General features: G+C 37.4%; 23 protein-coding genes. 6 read left to right on the forward strand and 17 right to left on the reverse strand.

The window, feature by feature from the left end:
* Positions 1-184: 184 nt before the first annotated feature.
* The gene (locus ACNO7B_RS08885) at positions 185-850 is read right to left on the reverse strand and encodes a potassium channel family protein (RefSeq protein ID WP_035700953.1); all 666 of its coding nucleotides are present in this window, start codon (positions 848-850) and stop codon (positions 185-187) included.
* A 130-nt stretch (positions 851-980) separates the two neighbouring features.
* Between ACNO7B_RS08885 and ACNO7B_RS08890 the strand changes: the two genes are divergently transcribed.
* Positions 981-2,318: a TrkH family potassium uptake protein gene (locus ACNO7B_RS08890; RefSeq protein WP_035700955.1), complete on the forward strand. Its 1,338-nt coding sequence runs from the start codon at positions 981-983 to the stop codon at positions 2,316-2,318.
* 63 nt (positions 2,319-2,381) lie between these two features.
* On the opposite strand, the gene arsC is transcribed toward ACNO7B_RS08890, so the two are convergent.
* The 3 genes from arsC to ACNO7B_RS08905 are packed head-to-tail and all read right to left on the reverse strand — an operon-like array spanning position 2,382 to position 4,474.
* Positions 2,382-2,801, reverse strand: a complete 420-nt coding sequence (gene arsC, locus ACNO7B_RS08895) for an arsenate reductase (thioredoxin) (protein WP_417901422.1) — start codon at positions 2,799-2,801, stop codon at positions 2,382-2,384.
* 14 nt (positions 2,802-2,815) lie between these two features.
* The gene (locus tag ACNO7B_RS08900; RefSeq protein ID WP_417901423.1) at positions 2,816-4,114 is read right to left on the reverse strand and encodes an arsenic transporter; all 1,299 of its coding nucleotides are present in this window, start codon (positions 4,112-4,114) and stop codon (positions 2,816-2,818) included.
* 12 nt (positions 4,115-4,126) lie between these two features.
* On the reverse strand, positions 4,127-4,474 hold the full coding sequence (locus tag ACNO7B_RS08905) for an ArsR/SmtB family transcription factor (RefSeq protein ID WP_025207408.1): 348 nt from the start codon (positions 4,472-4,474) through the stop codon (positions 4,127-4,129).
* A 200-nt stretch (positions 4,475-4,674) separates the two neighbouring features.
* Here ACNO7B_RS08905 and ACNO7B_RS08910 point away from each other — a divergent pair, with 200 nt between their 5' ends.
* The gene (locus ACNO7B_RS08910) at positions 4,675-4,998 is read left to right on the forward strand and encodes an ArsR/SmtB family transcription factor (RefSeq protein ID WP_165378873.1); all 324 of its coding nucleotides are present in this window, start codon (positions 4,675-4,677) and stop codon (positions 4,996-4,998) included.
* Between the two features lie 59 nt (positions 4,999-5,057).
* Entirely contained in the window at positions 5,058-6,356 is a 1,299-nt protein-coding gene (locus ACNO7B_RS08915; RefSeq protein WP_417901424.1) for an NAD(P)-binding domain-containing protein, read from the forward strand.
* Between the two features lie 29 nt (positions 6,357-6,385).
* Here the strand turns inward: ACNO7B_RS08915 and ACNO7B_RS08920 are convergent, their stop codons facing one another.
* Positions 6,386-6,889, reverse strand: a complete 504-nt coding sequence (locus tag ACNO7B_RS08920; RefSeq protein WP_417901425.1) for an arsinothricin resistance N-acetyltransferase ArsN1 family A — start codon at positions 6,887-6,889, stop codon at positions 6,386-6,388.
* A gap of 233 nt (positions 6,890-7,122) precedes the next feature.
* Between ACNO7B_RS08920 and ACNO7B_RS08925 the strand changes: the two genes are divergently transcribed.
* Positions 7,123-7,521 carry a hypothetical protein gene (locus ACNO7B_RS08925; protein ID WP_417901426.1) on the forward strand — a complete coding sequence of 133 codons (399 nt, stop codon included), beginning with the start codon at positions 7,123-7,125 and terminating at the stop codon, positions 7,519-7,521.
* Positions 7,522-7,674: 153 nt separating this feature from the next.
* Here ACNO7B_RS08925 and ACNO7B_RS08930 read toward each other — a convergent pair whose 3' ends face one another.
* From ACNO7B_RS08930 to ACNO7B_RS08955, 6 genes are all read right to left on the reverse strand, one after another.
* Positions 7,675-7,887 carry a hypothetical protein gene (locus ACNO7B_RS08930; protein ID WP_417901427.1) on the reverse strand — a complete coding sequence of 71 codons (213 nt, stop codon included), beginning with the start codon at positions 7,885-7,887 and terminating at the stop codon, positions 7,675-7,677.
* Between the two features lie 241 nt (positions 7,888-8,128).
* Positions 8,129-9,232: a threonine synthase gene (locus tag ACNO7B_RS08935; protein WP_417901428.1), complete on the reverse strand. Its 1,104-nt coding sequence runs from the start codon at positions 9,230-9,232 to the stop codon at positions 8,129-8,131.
* Positions 9,233-9,304: 72 nt separating this feature from the next.
* A complete protein-coding gene (locus ACNO7B_RS08940; protein WP_417901429.1) occupies positions 9,305-9,679 on the reverse strand; it encodes a RidA family protein in 375 nt (124 codons plus the stop codon).
* A gap of 11 nt (positions 9,680-9,690) precedes the next feature.
* Positions 9,691-10,341, reverse strand: coding sequence for a helix-turn-helix transcriptional regulator (locus ACNO7B_RS08945; RefSeq protein ID WP_046343659.1), 651 nt, complete (start codon positions 10,339-10,341; stop codon positions 9,691-9,693).
* A 162-nt stretch (positions 10,342-10,503) separates the two neighbouring features.
* On the reverse strand, positions 10,504-11,163 hold the full coding sequence (locus ACNO7B_RS08950; protein WP_268382097.1) for a TetR/AcrR family transcriptional regulator: 660 nt from the start codon (positions 11,161-11,163) through the stop codon (positions 10,504-10,506).
* Between the two features lie 63 nt (positions 11,164-11,226).
* A complete protein-coding gene (locus ACNO7B_RS08955; RefSeq protein ID WP_417901430.1) occupies positions 11,227-12,396 on the reverse strand; it encodes an FAD-dependent oxidoreductase in 1,170 nt (389 codons plus the stop codon).
* Positions 12,397-12,652: 256 nt separating this feature from the next.
* Here ACNO7B_RS08955 and ACNO7B_RS08960 point away from each other — a divergent pair, with 256 nt between their 5' ends.
* Entirely contained in the window at positions 12,653-12,841 is a 189-nt protein-coding gene (locus tag ACNO7B_RS08960; RefSeq protein WP_282833675.1) for a hypothetical protein, read from the forward strand.
* A 314-nt stretch (positions 12,842-13,155) separates the two neighbouring features.
* The gene (locus ACNO7B_RS08965) at positions 13,156-13,923 is read left to right on the forward strand and encodes a pentapeptide repeat-containing protein (RefSeq protein ID WP_417901431.1); all 768 of its coding nucleotides are present in this window, start codon (positions 13,156-13,158) and stop codon (positions 13,921-13,923) included.
* Positions 13,924-13,966: 43 nt separating this feature from the next.
* Here the strand turns inward: ACNO7B_RS08965 and ACNO7B_RS08970 are convergent, their stop codons facing one another.
* The 6 genes from ACNO7B_RS08970 to ACNO7B_RS08995 all read right to left on the reverse strand — a co-directional run bounded on the left by ACNO7B_RS08970 (position 13,967) and on the right by ACNO7B_RS08995 (position 20,546).
* Positions 13,967-14,389, reverse strand: coding sequence for a cytidine deaminase (locus ACNO7B_RS08970; protein ID WP_017367347.1), 423 nt, complete (start codon positions 14,387-14,389; stop codon positions 13,967-13,969).
* 225 nt (positions 14,390-14,614) lie between these two features.
* A complete protein-coding gene (locus tag ACNO7B_RS08975; protein WP_366968795.1) occupies positions 14,615-15,541 on the reverse strand; it encodes an alpha/beta hydrolase in 927 nt (308 codons plus the stop codon).
* Positions 15,542-15,565: 24 nt separating this feature from the next.
* Complete coding sequence (locus tag ACNO7B_RS08980; RefSeq protein ID WP_081114679.1) at positions 15,566-15,967, reverse strand: MerR family transcriptional regulator; 402 nt, start codon at positions 15,965-15,967, stop codon at positions 15,566-15,568.
* A 235-nt stretch (positions 15,968-16,202) separates the two neighbouring features.
* Positions 16,203-17,678, reverse strand: a complete 1,476-nt coding sequence (locus tag ACNO7B_RS08985) for a glycoside hydrolase family 1 protein (RefSeq protein ID WP_417901432.1) — start codon at positions 17,676-17,678, stop codon at positions 16,203-16,205.
* Positions 17,679-17,692: 14 nt separating this feature from the next.
* A complete protein-coding gene (locus tag ACNO7B_RS08990) occupies positions 17,693-19,585 on the reverse strand; it encodes a beta-glucoside-specific PTS transporter subunit IIABC (RefSeq protein WP_144684258.1) in 1,893 nt (630 codons plus the stop codon).
* 118 nt (positions 19,586-19,703) lie between these two features.
* Positions 19,704-20,546 (reverse strand): PRD domain-containing protein, encoded by an 843-nt coding sequence (locus ACNO7B_RS08995; protein ID WP_008343748.1) that lies wholly within the window; start codon positions 20,544-20,546, stop codon positions 19,704-19,706.
* Positions 20,547-20,675: the final 129 nt, after the last annotated feature.

Consider the following 20,675-nt stretch of genomic DNA (forward strand, 5'->3'; position numbering starts at 1 on the left):
TTTGTATATCCAGTACTGCTTGTAGAAATTCTCCAATAGCAATTAATCATCACTCCCCTTCACCCTGTAAACGTTTAAAAGAGCGATGTGCAATGTCGTATGCTACGACATCATAAGTCCTCCAAATAGGCTTTAGGCGAACTCCATCGCCCCGTTCACAGATGTATTGGACTTAGGGTGATCATTAACCTTGTAATTCATTTCTTTCAAAACGAGCGATATCTTTCATTGCTCCAATTACAATTAAGATATCGTTTTTCTGAATTTGTTCATGAGCAAGCGGGGAAATAATCACTTCTTTCCCTCGTTTGATAGCTACAATATTGATTTGATATCTTGCTCTAATATCAAGGTCAAGTAATGACTGATTTTCTAAATGGCCGTTTGCTTCAACCTCAATTAGTCCATATTCATCAGATAACTCCAAGTATTCGATGACATTATTTGTAATGATTTTATGCGCGATTCTTTTCCCCATATCTCTTTCTGGATGAACAACTCGATCGGCCCCAATTTTATTTAGTAACTTTTCATGGTAGTCGTTTTGTGCTTTTACCGTTACCAGCTTAACACCAAGTTCCTTTAATATAATGGTTGTTAAAATACTAGCCTGGATGTTTTCACCTATAGCCACTATGACATGATCAAAGTTTCGCATTCCTAAGTTTTTCAATACGGCTTCATCTGTTGAATCGCCAATGACTGCATGCGAAGCGATTTGCGCATATTCGTTTACACGATCTTCATTTAGATCTATAGCTAGCACTTCAAGTCCCTCTTCACTTAATGCTTTACATATACTTCCCCCGAAACGACCTAACCCGATAACAGCAAATTCTTTTTTTGGCATTTTAATGACTCCTTTTGTTGTCTATCAAATCTTTTCTCTATTTAAATAAAAACATCAGAGATAAACATTCCTATCCCTATTCGTTATATAATAACATTAAAATTTCAAGTGAGTGAAAGTAGGATAGGAAATGTTTAAATACGATCATTTTTTTAAAAAACCAGTAAAATTAACGCCTCCTCAAATTTTATTGTTTGGATTTTTGACGGTCATAGTGATAGGGGCATTTATTTTAACTCTACCAATCTCCACTGTTGAATCCATCTCAATCATTGATGCTTTCTTCACAGCTGTTTCCGCTACAACGGTTACAGGTTTAGCTGTGGTTGATACTGGAACAACCTTTACTTTATTCGGACAAATTATCATTATGCTGATGATACAAATTGGTGGGCTTGGTTTTCTAACTTTAGCTGTCATGGTCATTTTGTTATTTGGTAAAAAGGTAGGTTTACGAGAGAGATTATTGGTTCAAGAGGCTTTTAATCTGACAAATATAGGTGGTATTGTACGTCTTATAAAGGTTTTGTTTATCTTTTCAATAACATTCGAGTTAATGGCTACGTGTATATTATCATTTCGGTGGATACCGGAATATGGTTTTTTTAAAGGGATGTACATCAGTTTATTTCATGCCATTTCTGCTTTTAATAACGCTGGTTTTTCTCTTTTTTCAAATAGTTTGATGGACTATGTACATGATCCACTGATTAATTTGACCATCACCTTCCTGTTTATCATTGGTGGTCTTGGATTTACAGTGATATTTGACATTTGGAATAAGCGGAGATTTAAATTGTTATCAATCCATTCGAAACTGATGATCATAGGAACCCTCATAACAAATGGTGTTGCGCTTTTACTCATCTTTTTAATGGAATTTGGAAACCCCCATACTCTAGGTTCTATGAATCTTCTTGATAAATTTTGGGCCTCTTATTTTCAAGCTGTAACACCAAGAACTGCAGGTTTTAATTCGATTGATATAGCACATATGCATGAAAGCTCTTTAACTCTTATGATGCTTCTTATGTTTATTGGTGCGGGAAGTGCGTCCACAGGAAGCGGAATTAAGTTAACAACGATGATGATCATTTTGATCTCTGTCCTGCATTTTCTGAAAGGGAATAAAGAACCGGTTATCTATAGACGTACAATAAAACATGATGTAGTTATTAAGGCATTATCTATTAGTTTTATCAGTTTATGTTTTGTGTTTATCACTATTTTTTTATTGACTATGACTGAAAAAGCTCCTTTTATTGATATTGTCTTTGAAACTTTCTCAGCATTTGGTACGGTAGGTCTTTCAATGGGGTTGACTCCGGATTTAACGTTTTTAGGTAAGGTTATTCTGGCGATCCTTATGTTTATTGGTAGAGTAGGTTCTCTCACCATCGTATTTATCTTTATGAAACGAACGAGAAGCCCAATACGTTATCCTGAGGGAGAAGTATTTGTCGGTTAAAGTTAAAATAAACTTTAATGGATTCACCATGCTGAAGGTGAATCCATTTTTCATTACAAGAAGTTACTTTCCAGTCTCAGCAAACTGTTTCAATCGATCTCCAATTTCATCTCTTACCCTTTGGAAAAATGACCACTTCTCTTCTTCTGTTCCTTCTGCTTTTGCTGGATCATCAAAGCCCCAATGGACACGTTCGACATGAGGAGGAGTCATCGGGCATTTATCAGCTGCGTCACCGCATAATGTTACGACTAAGTCAGCGTGATGCAATATCTTCTGATCAATCAGGTCAGACGTTTGATGAGAAATATCAATCGCTATTTCTTTCATTGCTTTTACAGCATTCGGATTTAATCCATGAGCTTCGATACCAGCACTATAGATCTTCCACTCATCTCCAAGATATTTTTTAGCCCAACCTTCAGCCATTTGACTGCGGCAAGAATTACCGGTACATAAAAAGTATATTGTTTTCTTTGACATGTTGATCGTCTCCTTTAATGTATAATCATTAGCCAGAAATACAATGCTAAAAGTGTGATGAATAGCGTTGGTACAGTTAAAATGACCCCTATTTTGAAATATGTCCCCCAGGAAATCTTCACACCTTTTTGAGAAAGGACGTGGAGCCATAGTAGTGTTGCTAAGGAGCCAATGGGCGTAATTTTTGGTCCTAAATCAGAACCAATGACATTTGCGTATATTAACGCTTCTCTCATCATTCCTTGTGTATCGGTGCCGGAAATGGCTAATGCATCGATCATGACCGTCGGCATATTATTCATGACAGATGAAAGAATCGCTGCGATAAATCCCATACCAAGAGTACCTGCCAATAAACCTTGATTTGCTACAGCTTGAATCACGCTTGAAAGAGCATCAGTAAGCCCTGCATTTCGCATGCCATAGACAACAACGTACATACCTATGGAAAAGAAAACGATCGCCCAGGGAGCTTCTTTTAGAACGCTTTTTGTTTGAACAGCAGGGCTTTTTTGTGCAATGACCAAGAATAAAATAGCAATCACTCCAGCTATGACCGATACAGGTATAGATAAAAATTCGCTTGCAAAATAACCAATCAACAAAAAAGCTAATATATACCAAGATAATCTAAACATCTTTGAATCTTTTATTGCTTCCCTAGGTTGCTTTAACTCAGTCATATCATAGCGTTTTGGTATACTCTTTCTAAAGAAAAGGTACAGCACAGTGATACTCGCTAGCAATGAAAAAAGGTTTGGAACAACCATTCTGGATGCATATTCAATAAATGTAATGTTGAAATAGTCGGCTGTTACAATGTTCACCAAATTACTTACGACAAGTGGAAGCGACGTTGTATCTGCAATAAACCCACTCGCGATAATAAAAGGGAATACAATTTTTTCATTGAAGTGTAATGCTCTGACCATGGCTAAAACAATGGGTGTCAAAATAAGTGCTGCACCATCGTTTGCAAATAGAGCAGCGACGATTGCACCAAGGATGGTCACATACACAAACATACGTAGCCCACTGCCTTTTGCAGCCTTTGCCATATGCAATGCTGCCCATTCAAAAAAGCCGATTCGATCAAGGATGAGTGAAATGACGATAATGGCGACAAAAGCTAAAGTCGCATTCCAAACAATGCCTGTCACGGTGATCACATCGTCTACATTCACAACACCTACGATTAATGCTAAAATAGCTCCTCCACAAGCGGACCACCCTATGGATAAATTTTTTGGCTGCCAAATAACCAGTAGCAAAGTTAACAAAAATATGATTAATGATAAAACAGCAAAACTCAAACCCATCCCTCCTTACGAACAAGAAATGTTTGTTGCTTTATGTTGTATACTTTTTAAAAGGTCATCTTCTTTATCAATTTGATTTAAGATGATCCGAATCGTCTCAAATTCTGGAGACAGTGTATTGATTGAATAATAACGCCACTGCCCTTTTCTGTTCTCATGAACAAATCCAGCTTTTTTTAATTTTCGTAAATGCTGACTAATCGCTGGTTGACTCATTTCGAACATATCTACCAGTTCACACACACAATATTCTTTCTCCAAAAACAATTTCATCATGATCAGTCTTGTTTGATCACTGAGTGTTTTTAAACAATTCGACATATGTGTCACACCAATTGAAACATCTGTAGTCACAAAGATTCCTCCCTTTTCAAAAGTGACGGTCCTTGTTATCAACTCCTTCAACATTATATAACCGAAAACTTATATAATCAATTGATTATATGAATTTAAACAAAAATTTATTCTCATAAAAATTATCGATTGATTTTCTTTTTAATTTATTTTATGATTTATTCATCAAAAAAAATTGATTAATGAAAAAGGAGAATTCTATGTCCCTTTCCTTTCCCTTAGAAAATAAACAGCTAGTGGATACATTTGAGCATTACGAACTGAAGTTCAAAGCATTATCTGATAAAAAAAGGCTGCATTTATTAAACGTTCTTTGCGAAAACGGCCCTACTTGTGTTTGTGATCTAATTGAGCAATTTCAGATGACACAATCTAAATTGTCATATCATTTAAAAATCTTATTAGATGCAGATTTAATCATAAAAGAAACAAGAGGTACATGGAGCTATTATTCCTTAAATGAAAAAGAAGTGAATCATTTACTTTCACCAGAGCTATGTTGCTTATTTCGCCCTTCTTGCTAGGAAGGGATTATTTTTAACTAATTAATCAAAAAAAATTGATTTATAAGGAGTTACATAAAATGAAAAAAAACTTACCAGTAGTTATTATTGGCGGCGGCCCAGTTGGTATTGCCGCAGCTGCACATCTTATTAAAAGAAATGAATCATTCCTCTTATTTGAATCAGGCAAACAAATTGGGAATCATTTTTTAGATTATGGACATGTACGCCTGTTTTCACCATGGGAGTTTAATATTGATCAAGCTGCAAGGGAATTGTTAGAAAAACACCAGATCCCCCTTCCTTGTAAAGATGAACTCCCATTAGGAAAAGAAATTGTTACCCAATATCTAAAACCATTAACTGAACTACCAGAAATGAAACCACATATTTATTTGAATAGCCCAGTTCTCCATATTAGCAAAAAAGGTGTTGATAAAGTCAAAACAAAAGACAGAGATCTAGTGCCTTTTATCATTCGAGTGAAATTAAATAATCAAGAAGAAAAAACTTACGAGGCAAAGGCGGTTATTGATGCCACTGGTACGTGGCAAAACCCTAATCCAATAAATGCTGAAGGGATTATGACTGAAAATGAAAAAAGAGTTGCTGATCGGATTTATTATGGCATTCCTGATGTTTTAAATCGTGATCTGATTCGGTATCAGAATAAAACAGTTGCAGTGGTTGGTAGTGGTCATTCTGCTGTAAACACTTTGCTTGAGCTGGCAGAGCTAAAAATGACATCAAAAAACACAGAAATTATATGGATTTTAAGAAAGCATGATATTAGTGAGGTATTCGGAGGAGAAAGCAATGATCAATTGCCTGCAAGAGGTCAATTAGGCATTAGATTGAGACAAATTTTAGATAAAGGGTTAGTAAGAGTCTTCCCTTCAATGTTGATTCAAAATATTGAACAAACTTTTAATAGTAAGTTAATAATCATTGGCCTCCAGAAAAAAGAAGAAATAACAATTGATAATATAGACGAAGTGATTGCGAATACTGGGGCAAGACCTGACTTTAAGTTCCTAAGAGAAATTCGCCATACATTTGATTCAGCATTAGAGTGCGTGCCGGATCTAGCTGACCTTATTGATCCTAACATACACAGTTGTGGCACTGTACGACCACATGGTGAAAAAGAACTGAGACAACCAGAAACAAACTTTTATATCATTGGTTCCAAAAGTTATGGAAGAGCACCTACTTTTTTATTAGCCACCGGTTATGAGCAGGCTCGATCTGTTGTTGCTTATATGACTGGTGATAAAGAGTCTGCTGAACGTATAGAACTTAAGTTACCTGAAACGGGAGTTTGTAAAGTTGCTTTAAAACCTAAAGTTGAGAAAACGTCTTGTTGTATTGATGAATAAATAAAAAGCAGGCCTCTTTTGGGATCTGCTTAATTAGTTAGTATTTTTTCCATAGCCATTACATCAACATAATCATTATCGGATTTCCCGTGTTCTTTGAATATGCCTACTTCCCTATACCCCATTGATTTATATAAACCTTGTCCTAATTCATTAAAAGGGAAGGTGAATAAGACAATTTTATGTATTTGAGATTTAACTGCTTCTTTTTCTATATTAGATAAGAGTGCTTTACCAATACCTTTCCCTCTTTGATTACGACGGATATATATAGATAAATCAGCAACACCTTGATAAGCACGTCGATGAGAGTATGGGTTAAGTGCCACCCACCCTACTACCTGTGAATTTAATTCAGCAACAAGAATTTTATATTTTTCAGATCGATCAGTGAACCATTTTGTCATGTAAATGATATCTTTTTTTTCAACTTCTAAAGTGGCTATTTTATCAATAATCCCTTGGTTATAAATATCTAATATTTCAATCAGATCTGAATCGTTGGCTGCTCTAATTTTAAGCATACTTCCCATCTCCATCTTTGTAGTGTGAATTTAAAAATCTCGTATTCTTTTAATGATTGAAGTCTCAATAATAAATAAAGTAACCAACTAAATAGATTAAAGTCAATTTATTTTTACAAAGCTTTACTTAGAATGTATGAAAAAGACCAAAAGAGTTTAATCTTTTGGTCTTTTTCAACGCGTTCCCAACAAAAGCGAGAATTGCAGTTATAACAGTGAATCCTGAGCCGATAGGAGATACAATGGATAAAGTCCCCTTTACAAAGGCTCGATATAACAATAAAGTACCTATAAAATTGATGACACTTATACCTGCTATTCCAAACCATGCCATAATGGAGCTATTATCAATGTGTGGTGATTGTGTAAGTATAAATATTTCTAGCAAAAGTGAGGCAATAAACGGAATCCCTAACAAAGCAGGAATTCTGGCACGAAACAGTCGAGATATCATGACTGCTAGTTATGCTCCCCTTTCATTTCACCTTAAGGAAATTCTATTTTTGGATCATAATTGCTATCATTTTTGTGCCAGCATGCTGTTGGATTTATGCTATCATGAGTCATTAGGGGGTTTTAATTACCAGTACCAACATTTTTTTGCAAACCAATTTTCTGCTTATGCTTTGGTTATTGTGTAATGTCGAGCTGTTTGAATATGTTATAATATCGCTTTCGTACTTTATTGCAAGCAAAAAACCATGTCAATTAAGACATGGTTTTACGAACTTTATCCTTGACCTCTATTTTATTGAGGGAAAGAATCAATTGATCCCGTAAAAATTCCCTTTACATTATATAAATACTAATGGCTCATTTTGTTGATGTGCCAATTCCATTCCCACTGCCAGATAGAGATCGTTCATTTTATCCATATCATCACCTGGCCAATTTTGGATCAGTTGACGCAATCTAACTGCAACAGTTTGACAAACCTCTGGCATTAAGTAACTATCAGAATCCGGAAAGATCCAGCAAAGGAATGATGTCATCTGTAAAGTTTTCAAAGGGTATGTCCCCGCCAACTCCCTCCATTTCATCTAAATTCATACCGATACATGCTGCTAATTTGCATCTAAAATCATGGAAGTCGGTGCAAGACCAATGTGCTTCGCAATAAGTAAAATCCATTTCCACGAATCATTCTTCCGTTTTCAAATTGTGATGGTCAATGTATTCAACATTCGCAAATATTACTCCTGATTGATCCTATAATAGGACAACGAGGCACGCAACGGAGTCCTAAGGTTATTTTGATTTAATCCCTGCACCACAAAGAGGAATGATGATGGTTTCTTCTGATTCCTTTTGATATTTCATGTAGCCAGCAAAATTGATGGCAGATGTCACCTCTACATAAAATCCTTTCTCACTCAGTTTAGAGCGTGCATGTAGAATTTCTTCTTCTTCAATATCAATGAACGTACCAGTCGTCTTGTATACAGCTTCTAAAATTTGTTTGGAGCGAGCCGGGGCAGCAATAGCGATTCCTTCTGCTACAGTCCCTTTATTTGTCACAGGCGTTGCTGATTCCTCCGCATGTTGAAAAGCTTTCACAAGTGGTGCACAGTTCTTTGCTTGTACAGCAACAATTTTCGGTATTTTATGAATGAGACCATTTTCGAATAACTCTCTAAAGCCATAATACGCACCGAGCAGCAGAGTGCCGTTTCCAACCGGAATGATTAAAGCATCCGGTGCTCCTTTTAGTTGCTCATAGATTTCATAGGCGTATGTTTTTGTACCTTCGAAAAAATAAGGGTTATAGACATGGCTTGCATAAAAAACGTTTTCCTCGTCTACTGCCTTTTGGGCCGCAGCTGCAATGTCCTCTCGTGTACCATGAATTTCTTTAATCGTTGCTCCGTGGGCTTTTATTTGAGCAACTTTTTTAGGTGACGTTTGATCACTTAGATAGATGTCACAGGCAATACCACAACGCGCCGCATACGCAGCAATTGCCGTTCCTGCATTCCCGCTGCTATCAGCAATGACTTTTGTTACCCCTAATTCCTTAGCTTTTGTCATTAACACAGCTGCTCCACGGTCTTTAAATGATAGTGTAGGCATCATATAATCAACTTTTACATAAGTGTTTGGCTCATTAGGATCTAGAACGATTAAAGGAGATTGGCCCTCGCCCATTGTCACAGTTTCCCACGTCTTAGAACCTTTTGAAAATGGCATGGTTTCAACATAACGCCATAATGAATTTGGATAGTGCTCCCAAGCTGTGACGTCTATTTTCGGGGTATCTTTCACTAGATTGAATACTCCACCACAATCACATTTCCATAGAGTTGGTGTCATCTCATATTTTTTCCCGCAATCGTTACAACTTAATTGATTCATTCTTCATCTGCCCCTTTGAATATTTTTTTATACAAAATATAATTTTTTATATAGGGTGGTCAAAAAAATATTCTAAACATATGCAATGGCATCCATTTCAATTTTGAAACCAAAATGTAATTCATTCGTTGGTACAATCGTACGTGCTGGTTTATGTTCACCGAAAAATTCGGTATAAACCGCATCTACTTTGTCCCATAATTCAATATCTGAAATGTATAATGTCATGCGCAAAATCTTTTCTTTTTTACTTCCAGCAGTCTCTACAATCATCTCTACATTCTTAAGCGCTTGTAATGTCTCTTTTTCAATGGGGCCGAACTCTTTTTCTGTCGTTTCAGGATTGATGGCAAATTGTCCCGACACATAGACCGTGTTTTGATGAATGGTTGCGAATGCATAGTGTCCGTTTGATTTTAGATTTCCTACCTCGAGTACGCTTTCCATTTTGACACTCCTTACCTCGATTTATTTTTGATTTCATCCAAATAGCTATAGACGGTTACTTTGGAAATGCCTAACATAGATGCGACCTTCTCAACAGATCCTTTCATTAAAAAAATGCCCTTTTCATCCATGAATTTGATTAGTTCAATTTTTTCATGGCGTTTCATGACTGGATGAACACTGTTTTGAATGATTTGTTGAATCAATTGATCGACGATTTCTTCCACATTTTCAAGATCATCATTTGATGTTGTTTCTTTCTCTTGAGCTTCCACTTGTGTAGTAAGAAAAGTATCCATAAATTGCTGCATTTGATTCAGTGCTTCAACATCAAAATTGATACAGAAAGCTCCGATCACTTTTTGCTTTGAATCACGTATTAATGAAGTCGAAGAACGAATCGTACGCTTATCTTCTGTTACAAATGTATAACCAGCCAAATAATCTTCTTTAAAATCTTCTGATTGTAATACAGTCTTGACTAGATGATCAAATGATTGGCCGATTTCTCTTCCTGTCACATGGTTATTTACTGTAAACATGACAGATGCTTGAGGATTCGTTAAATCATGAATCACCACTTCACAATTTGGTCCAAACATTTTTGCAGTAGATTTTGCTAAAGGAATATAACTCTCTAATAACTTTTTAATATGTTCCATGCCTAAGCACCTCATTTTTTTATTCCACTAGATTATATAATTTTTTATATATAAAAACAATATATAGATTTATTTATATATTGTAATGCTCACAAGATCACAAATATGAAAATCACCACATAAAAAAAGCAGCCATTGACTGCTTTTTGCTTGTGCTCCTTTCTAATTGTCTTCCTGCTGGATGCCATACAAAATGACGTCAATTCCCCATCGGAACCGTTCCATTGATACGGTATCACCTGCAAACATTTCTTCTTTTACACGATGAATGAAAGGAAACTGCGTTTTGTCTGCTTGAAGAAATGCTTTTTTTGTGTCTGAAATCTGTGAAGAGCCTTGTTTCTTCCAAGAGACCTTTTCGTATGCTACAGAAGATACGTATAACAGCAATAGGTCTACTCCCCATGCTGCAGATGTAGATTTGATCCCGCCTTCATGCAATGCAGCGAGAATACGTTCGGTCAACTGAAGAAAGTTCGTTCCTTGTGGAATGGTGGAAAGAGAAATTTCAGCGAGACCAGGTTTTTCGAATAGCAGGAGGAAATAAGTATGCAATATGTCGAATAACTGTTCTTTCCATGTGCTATCCTTTGAATCTGGATAGACCATTTGTCCGAGACCATAATCCAATACGTAAGCACTGAGTTCTTGAACATTGTTCACGTAGACATACAAGGATGCAGGTCCCGTATCGAGTGCTTTAGCCACCTTACGCATACTCATGCCCTCTATCCCATGCTCCTTAAGAAGCTCATAGGCCGTTTTCACAATAAGCTCACGGCTTAAGGGTTCTTTAGCCGGCCGAGACCGGCGACTGATCATACGACGATTTGAATTGTTCATACTCTCTTTATAACATGTCAAAGTAAAATAGTAAATTGAGCATCAATCATCATCCTTTTGAAAAGAATTCATCATATCTGCAAGCTTGACCGCAGCGTCATTTGAAAAACACAGTTTTAAACTATTCTCCGATTCATTAGCTTTTTTCGATGAATATTCGTACATCATGTCTTCGTATTCTTCAATCGCCTTTTCAAAATGATGAGAATGTCGGACAATAGCAAGTGCTAGCTCCCTTGCATCAAACATCGCCATGTTCACACCCTCGCCTGCGAATGGCGACATGACGTGAGCTGCATCACCGATAAGCGTTACTCCTTTATGACGATTCCATTTAAAACTGGTAGGAAGCGTATAAATCCGTCTTGGAATGATGGCATCTTCTGCATAACGAATATAGTTTTTCAGCTGATCATCCCAATCACTAAATAACGCTAATAATTGTTCTTTTGCTTCTTTCGCTTGATGAAACGGTATACCACAAGTCTCGATCCAGTTGCGTTCTACCATAAGGCTTGCATACACTTTGATTCGGCCATCTCCGTTTAACTGCCCAATCAGTCCTTTGTGGTCTGCCAAAGCAAACATCTTACCTCGTTTATTAAATTCAGCTAAATCAGGATGGTTCTCCTCTACGCTTAAGACATTCAGTTCTAGCATCGTGAGCCCAGAGTATTCAATCTCAATATCTGTTAACAGAGGACGCACACGAGAAAAAGCACCATCTGCCCCAATTAAAAGATCAACTGTCTCGACAACCCCGTTTTCAAAATGAAGCTCTGTCATACCACTTTCTAATGAAACGCATCTTTCTAGTTTATATCCATATTTGATGGTTTCAGCATCAATTTGTTCTAACAGTAGTTCACATAACACACCACGATCAATTTCCGGGCGAGTACCTGTTTGATCTGATTCCGTTTCTTCATCTAAATAAATTCTTCCTGATTTATCAAGTAATCGGAAATCTTCCCCTTCATAGCGGGCGTTCTTTTGAAATTTCTCATAAACTCCTGCTTCTTTTAAGGCTTTTTGACCTGTTTCTTCGTGAATATCCAGTGAGCCGCCTCGTTCAAGGCTCTTGTCATGCATCTCTCGTTCATAAATGGTTGTTTGTATACCGTAATTTTGCAAAATTAAGGCAAGTGTTAGTCCCCCAGGTCCTCCTCCGATGATAGCGATTTGCTTTTGATTCTTAGATAATGACGTCATCTTCTGCATCTCCTCATCCCTTTGTGGAAATCGTTTTAAATTCCATTTCATTTATATTATAACGAACATCGTTCGTAAAGAACAGTGTTCGTTCAAAATCGTTTGTTGTACGATTGTGTTTTCATGAAAAGAAACCAATCGCCCAACATCATATGATACACTCCATTTAGGACGATTAAAGGTTGTCGAATCATAACAATGATACTTAGATCAGTAGGGCTCCATTGTTCTCACTCTAAGTGTAAGAGGTGTTTCTATGAATAAATTGTTTGCCATGTTGATATTAGGATTAGGCTTTAGTGGTGCCGCACTTATTCTTTCTATCCCTTTGTTATTCAAAGTCAAACCAGAGCAAACTGAGCTGGTGTTTGCTGCTGGATCAGCGGGTGCTTTCGCAGTATTTACTGTCTCATGCCTAGTTCTTCGTAAACGATTCAATCGCTAAAAAACCTAAACAAAATCCACCATTATAACAATGGAGATGTGTTTAGGTTTTTGTGATTTACCAGGGAATCTATTTATCCAAAACAAAGAGACTGCTGAAATATATCACGATATGCACTCTAAACGAATCACTAGCTTTGGCATAATAGACATCAATGCGAAAATCTTTGATTCCTCATATCACAAAAGGTCCATTAAACGCATATTGTTTTGTGATATAAACTTGAGTCAAAGACAAGAGCTGATGGAAAATGAACTTGCTGAATGAACATCATGATGGTGAAAAATTTCTGAAGAAATGATAGGGTGATAGCGATGAGAAGACTTGAGTCTGGTATATCAGTAGACAACGAAGCATTTTCTGATGTGACCAGGTATGAAAACGAAACAATCAGCAGAACGACAATCATCAACTCAAATGTTCGTTCTCCTATTTTTTGGAGCTGTCACTTGGATCATCTTGTATTTGATACGTGTGATCTGACGAATGCGAGATTTTTTGCCGGTAGTACGATTGATCATTGTACTTTTAGTCATTCAGACTTGCGCTCTGTGGGCATTGGCAAAAACGAAGCTGTCTTCACCAATTGCGAATTTTCTTCCTGCGATATGAGGGGAATGACATTGGAGAATGCTACGTTTATCGATTGTACTTTCTCTAATTGTAGATTCAATGACCGTGTTTTACAGGCAGCGAACATCGTCAATTGTACCTTTGCTGGTAAGCTAATAGATATAACGTTTGAGGGAAATGGCAAACAAAAGCTGATCGCCAATTTTGAAAACTGCACCCTTGATGGTGTTCGTTTTTTAGGCTGTGACCTAGCGGTATGTATTCCGCCAGCATCCAAAAACCATTTATATGTTGAACATGTATCTGCACGTGTGAAAAAGGCCTTAGAGAAGATAGATGATGATCCTACTCTGTCTGATCATGATCGGAAAATACTAGTGCGGAGTCTGTGGAAGCTTGAACAAATGGAACAGTATATTTTTAACACGAAATATATGGAGAACATACATGGGGCCGCTTTTGTTGAACGCTTTTTCAGTCATCTTGGATGTAGCAAGGATCACATGTAACGTTTGCTATATCCCTTTTCCTACTTTATCTTTATGTCGTACATCAGCTTCTAGTATATTTGAGCGGAATGAGTTCTTCGATTTTCACCTTGACCAGCTCCCCATCCATATCAAGGATGACAAAACATGTTGGTCCAAAGTCTGAAATGAGCTCTCGGCAGATGCCACAAGGGCTGACTACTCTAATTCTTCTATCTTTTTCATCTGAATAAGGGTGTCTCACTGCAACAATTGTATCAAAATCTTTGTATCCATTCGATAAAGCGCTGCCAATCGCAATGGCTTCTGCACAAACAGTTACCCGTCCGATATAGGCTTCTATATGGACAGCTGATATGATTTCTCCTGTTTTCATCCGGATAGCTGCTCCTACATGATGCTTGTCATCTTCATAAAGACTGATTATCTTCTTTTTTGCTTCGTCTATTAATTCGATATCTTCTTGTGATAGATCAAACGTTTTCATCGCGTTTCCCCTTTCGCCTCACTGCTCGTATGTATTATATCAAACATGAGGTGATGAACTGAACTTCACTCTCCTTTACTAACCAGCCAAAAGACCGTTTAATCTGTAGTGAATGGCCATTTTGAATTTATTTCATATTCAATTGAAAAAGGCTGCTTTTAAGTAAGCAGCCTTTTCGCCTATTTACATCAGAACATGTACCCTTTCTAGGTGTGAACTAAATCCCTAACGATTGATCACTTGAATGATTTTCTTCAGAGCATCTGCCGCTTCTGGAATTGGCATGACAACAAACACATGCAGCATTTCAGGATAAACAAAGGTTTTGATGTCTATTCCTTGTGCTGTTAATTTTTCATCAAGCTTGATGGCATCTGGATATAACATATCATGTGTTCCAATGAAATGAGTGATCTTTGCTAGTCCTTTGAAGTCGCCGTATATGGGACTGATCAATGGATCTGTGAGACTTTGATCAGCTGCCCACAATTTTGTGATGACTTCCATTCCTTCATGACCTAGAATCGGGTCCTTTTTTGCATATTCAAAAATGAGAGGGTTGCTCATGCTCATATCCACACACGCAGATAGTAACACGATATCCTTTGGCTGCGGCAGATCCTCTTTCTTTAAAAAGTGCGCAAGACCAAGTGAGATGTTTCCGCCAGCTGAATCTCCCATGATCGTCAATTGATTGGCACTTCCGGAAGTTTTCAGAAGGTCTTTATATAGGTTAAGCATTTTCGGATACGTATCCTGGTTGCTATAATGAGGTACTTTTGGGTAAATAGGAGCGACTACTTTCGCACCTAGTGATTGCGCCATTTTATCCATGAACCACCAATGGACATTCAAAGGCTGATTTGTCCACGCGCCACCATGTAGATAGAGAATGACTTTTTGATTTTGTGATGCTTGTTCATTCAATGTGAAAACTTGCATGCCTTCGAAAGTCTGCTCTTGTACCTCACTGATTAAATTCACATCATCCCCAATGGCATAAGGCTGCGTATTTTCAATTCCTTTTTGCTCAAGAAATTTTTTTGTCTGTTCGATACTAGAAAAACTCTCTTTATTACTTTGCGAAGCGAATAATGTTTCAAATTGAATACTTTCTTTAGAACGTTCACCATGATACATTTCTACACTCATTTTTTTCTCTCCTTCACCATAGGTTTATTGATCATCCTGCTTTGGAACACGAAATGATTCCAAGTAGACTTGTACTTTTTTTTCAGGGGTTTTTAATAAGTTAGATAAAAGGTCTTGAATGAGACGAAGGCTTTTAATTTTCTTTTCAATTTCTTCATGTTTAAGATGGACAATTTGTCTTAGGGTATCAAGGTCTATGTCTTGACTTAGCATGTCCATAATTTCAGCTATTTCTTTTAATGAATAACCGAGCGTTTTCGCATCTTTGATCAATTGAATTTTCACAACATAGTCGTCTGTATAGAGTCTGTAACCGTTTGAACGTCGTCTTGGAGCAGGTAATATGTTGTGCTCTTCATAGTAACGAATTGCGGCAGGACTTACTCCTGTTTTTTTGGCAAGTTCTCCTCTAGTCATCAACTCCATCGTTACTCCTTTTTTATTATTTTGTTTTACTATATGTACATTATAAAGGTTGAACTATACTTCAAGGTCAAGGTGAAACATTTTTTGGCCAACTTTTGTTATCAAATGATTGTAGCAAAGAGATCTCTAGCGCTTGCCATGACATAATTGAGGTTACTTTTCGGTAAACAAAAAAACACCATCGTACCCGACCAATTAAGGCGGATGCAATGGTGTCATCATCATTCCATCTGGATTATGATAAATCTTCCCCATTTGTTGCAATCACTTTTTTGTACCAGTAGAAGGAATCTTTTTTGTAACGATTTAATGTCCCATTCCCTCTGTCGTCTTGATCTACATAGATCAAGCCATAGCGTTTACTCATTTGAGATGTTCCGCAGCTAATTAAGTCAATACAACCCCATGGTGTATACCCCATTAAGTCGACACCTTCTTTGACTGCTTCTTTCATCTGTTCAATATGTTGTTTTAAATAATCAATTCGATAATCATCGTGAATTTCTCCGTCTGGTGTCAATGTATCTCTTGCGCCAAGTCCGTTTTCACAAACAAATAGAGGTTTTTGGTATCTGTCATACAGTTTAATTAATGAAATGCGCAGACCCATTGGATCAATTGGCCAATCCCATTGTGATAACTCCAAATGCTCATTTTTGATCGGACTATCAAATGTACCCGCTAGCTCGGCTGCATCTTCTCGTGCTTCTGCTACGTGGGACATATAGTAGCTGATCGCCACAAAATCAACGATGCCCTCTTTCAAAATTTGCTCATCCTGCTCTTCGATATCAAGTTTGATGTCGTTGTCAGCAAAATATTTCACCATGTATGTTGGATATTCACCTCTAGCTTGAACATCCGGATAGAACATATTCAATTGGTTCGATTTTACCGCTTGCAGTTGGTCCTCTGGTTTCGTTGTTTTTGCATAGGCTTCAATTTGGTTAATCATACAGCCAATTTGGACATTTGGAATGATTTCTTTTGCAGCCTTCACTGTGAGAGCGCTGGCGATAAATTGGTGATGTGATGCTTGATACGCAGCCTGTAATTTATGGTCTACTAGGTCCTCTAAAATTCCAGCACCGGTGTAAAGGCTGTTGAGGTTCATATTCATTTCATTGAATGTAATCCAATACTTCACTTTATTTTTATATCTTTCTAAAATGGCACGGGCATATTTTTCAAACAACGGGACAAGCTCTCTACTCATCCAGCCATTATATTTCTCTGTTAAAGTAATCGGCATTTCGTAATGAGACATCGTGACTAGCGGTTCAATTCCATATTTCGCACACTCATCAAATACGTTATCGTAAAAAGCCAATCCTTCTTCGTTCGGCTTGTCTTCTAAACCAGTTGGAAAGATTCTTGCCCATGAAATAGACAAGCGAAACACTTTAAAGCCCATCTCTGCAAATAGTGCAATATCCTCTTCATATCGATGGTAAAAATCGATTCCACGTCTTTTCGGGAAATCAAATTCATCGGGTTGTTCCTTGTATCTTGTTAATTCAGCTGAACTCACATCGAAAGTAAAGTTGTTCACTTTTCCTTTTTCATAAGGATCTTTATATGCAGCAAAGTCTGACGTCGACAGGCCCTTGCCACCTTCTAAGTATGCGCCTTCTATTTGATTGGCAGCAGTTGCGCCACCCCATAAAAAATCATCTGAAAATCCTTTTTTTAATTCTTTCATTTCAATCATCCCTTCTCTTTATATTAGTGAATAAGCATTAAGAGCTTATTTTGACCTGCGGTGACATGAGCGTCACCTGTATGAATCACATCAAGGTATTGCGTTGAATTTGTGACGATAATAGGTGTCACTACATCTAAATGGTTTGATTGAATGCCTTCTATATCAAACGATAATAAATGATCCCCCGTCTTTATCTTATCGCCCTCTTTTACCAGTACATCAAAGAATTGGCCATTTAGGCTGACCGTATCAATCCCCACGTGGATCAATAATTCAATCCCATCATCTGAAACGAGTCCGATGGCATGTTTAGTAGGTGTAACAGTCACTACTTTTCCTGAGAACGGTGCTTGTACCACCCCCTTATCAGGCAAAATTGCGACTCCCTTCCCCATCATTTCACTTGAGAACACGGAATCATTCACTTCAGATAAAGGAATGACCTTTCCACTCATAGGTGCTTGAACTTCATAAGGGTTTGTTTGCTTAGACATTTGTTGATTCTCTGTACTCTCAGTGTGATTTGGCTTTTCTGCTGCTTGCTCGTTAAAAGCCGTTACAGACTCCTGAAATCCAAGGAGAATGGTGATGAGAAGTGACACGATGAAGCTAAGGGCGATTCCAATCAGAGCCAGCTGAAAATTATTTGTCCCTTTCATAATGTAAGTTGGCAGTGAAGTAATGCCTGGGATCGAAAAGGCTGTCGTTTTAACTGAAAATAAACCGTAAAAACATCCACCGACTGCGCCGCCAATTAATGAAGCATAAAAAGGTTTTTTTAGTCTAAGTGTGACTCCATAAATGGCTGGTTCTGTGATCCCGAAGAAACTAGGAAGCAATGTTGAAAGTGCTAAAGACCTTGTTTCTACCCGCTTGGTGCGGATGATGACACCTAACACAGCGCCTGCTTGTGCCATATTCGCAATGAAATTCATCGGAAGCAGCATGATATCGTAACCCACTTTTTCAAAGCTGGCTAACGTGCTTGGGAAGAATGCGTAATGCATTCCAGTTAACACAATGAGTGGCATAAGGCCCCCCATTAATAAACCGGCAATCGGACCAGCGAAATTGAACAATGAAGTGAAAAAGATTTCTAAATATTGCCCAGAAACGTTCCCAATAGGAGCGATAAAAGCCAGTGTAAGAGGAGCCGTGATCATCAGGCTCAGTACCGGTGTAAATACGATACTTAAGGATTTTGGGATCGCTTTTGTTATCCACTTATCGACAAAACTTAGTAATAGCACACCTAAAATAATTGGTAATACAGAAGATGTGTAATTATTTAGTGGAATACTTAACCCTAATAAATTTAACGGATCTGCTCCTTTTGCTGCACCTTCGATCATCGTTGGATATAGTAAAATCCCTGCTAATGCGAGCGCAAGAGATTCTCGCGTTTTAAATTTCTTCGCTGCCGAATAAGCAATGAGGAAAGGTAAAAAGTAAAAGACAGCATTTGAAAAAATTTGAAGTACTTGATAGGTAGAACTTGTCTCCGTCAGCCAGCCTAAGCTAACGAACAGTGCCATGATTCCTTTGATCAATCCACTACCAACAATCGCTGGCAAAATAGGTGTGAAAATCCCGCTGATCACATCGAATACGACTTCAATTGGGTTCATCTTTGACGTGTTTTTAACAGGAGCAGAATCATTGCTACTATGACCGGCCAGATGATCGATTTCCTCATAAACCTCTGCTACCTTTGCTCCAATAATGACTTGGAACTGTCCACTTTGGAATTGAGCACCTAAAACACCATCTAATGTTTTCAGCTCATCTACTTTTACCTGACTTTCATCGTTGAGATTAAATCTTAGCCGTGTGATACAATGCCAACTTTGAGATATATTTTCGGTTCCACCAATTAATTTCACAATTTTTCCAGCCAATTCTTTGTTTTCCATGCTTTCACCCCTTCATTTTCACAAAAAAAACCTAAACAAAATCCACCATAGAAAAGATCATTCTTTCTCATGGAGATTTGTTTAGGTTAATGCTTTTTCATAACACGCCTAAAAGAAATCATTTATTTTTTTGGTGTTCCTTTGTGATTCGCTCAATATGGATGACTAAAAAAACAAGTTCGTCTTCTGTCACATTCCAATTGAATTCTCGTTTTAACATTTCTTTGATGATCAATCCGCAGGCATAACTCTTCATATAACGATCCTGTATTAATTCTTTTAACGAGTCATCCATCTGCTGCGGTGGTTGATTGGTTTCCTGCCTGACAATAAAATATCTCAAGTGGGTAATAAACCTCGAATAATTAATGGATGATTTATCCAATATCATCTCGAAAATATTTTGAATGATTTTGACGATTTCTTTCGTCAGGTGAGTCATCTTAATGGTGTCTCCCATAGACTGACCATCTATTTGAGCGTTTACAAAATGCAGGGCAATGAGTGAAGCTTCAGTATCTTCAAAAGAAATGCCCATCATCTTTTGAATAATTGTCAGTGCTTTTTTCCCGACTTGATATTCTTGAAAATAGAGATGTGGAATTTCCCACACAATGGGGTTTTCATACGCCATTTTTTCTTCGTGCCTTTGAATAGCGAAGGTGAGATGATCGGATAGCGAAAAGAGCGCGCTGGAACCTAACTTCTTATTCAACATCTCTTCGCCTACGCGAATGATTTTTTCAGTTAATAAAAGGATATCAGTTGGGATAGCGGCAAGTTGAGATTCTAATGGAGACGTCTGATCAGAATAAAATGTCTTACTGACAGCGCTCTCATCAAGTGTATCACCTTTCTTCTTTTTAAAACCTATTCCTGTTCCAAACACAACGACTTCATTTTGAGCCTCTGTTAGAGCTAATACGATATTATTATTTAAAACTTTAACGACGGTGAACATCCTCATCCCACCTTACCTAAAATGCTAAAAAAGCATAAAAAAACACCAAAATCTCAGCAAACAACGTACAAATGTACAATCTGTTTACCTGACTTGGTGGTGCCTGATCATATCAGTAACACTCCTGCA

It is taken from the genome of Bacillus sp. AK25 (assembly GCF_048270685.1).
GTDB lineage: Bacteria > Bacillota > Bacilli > Bacillales > Bacillaceae > Bacillus > Bacillus altitudinis.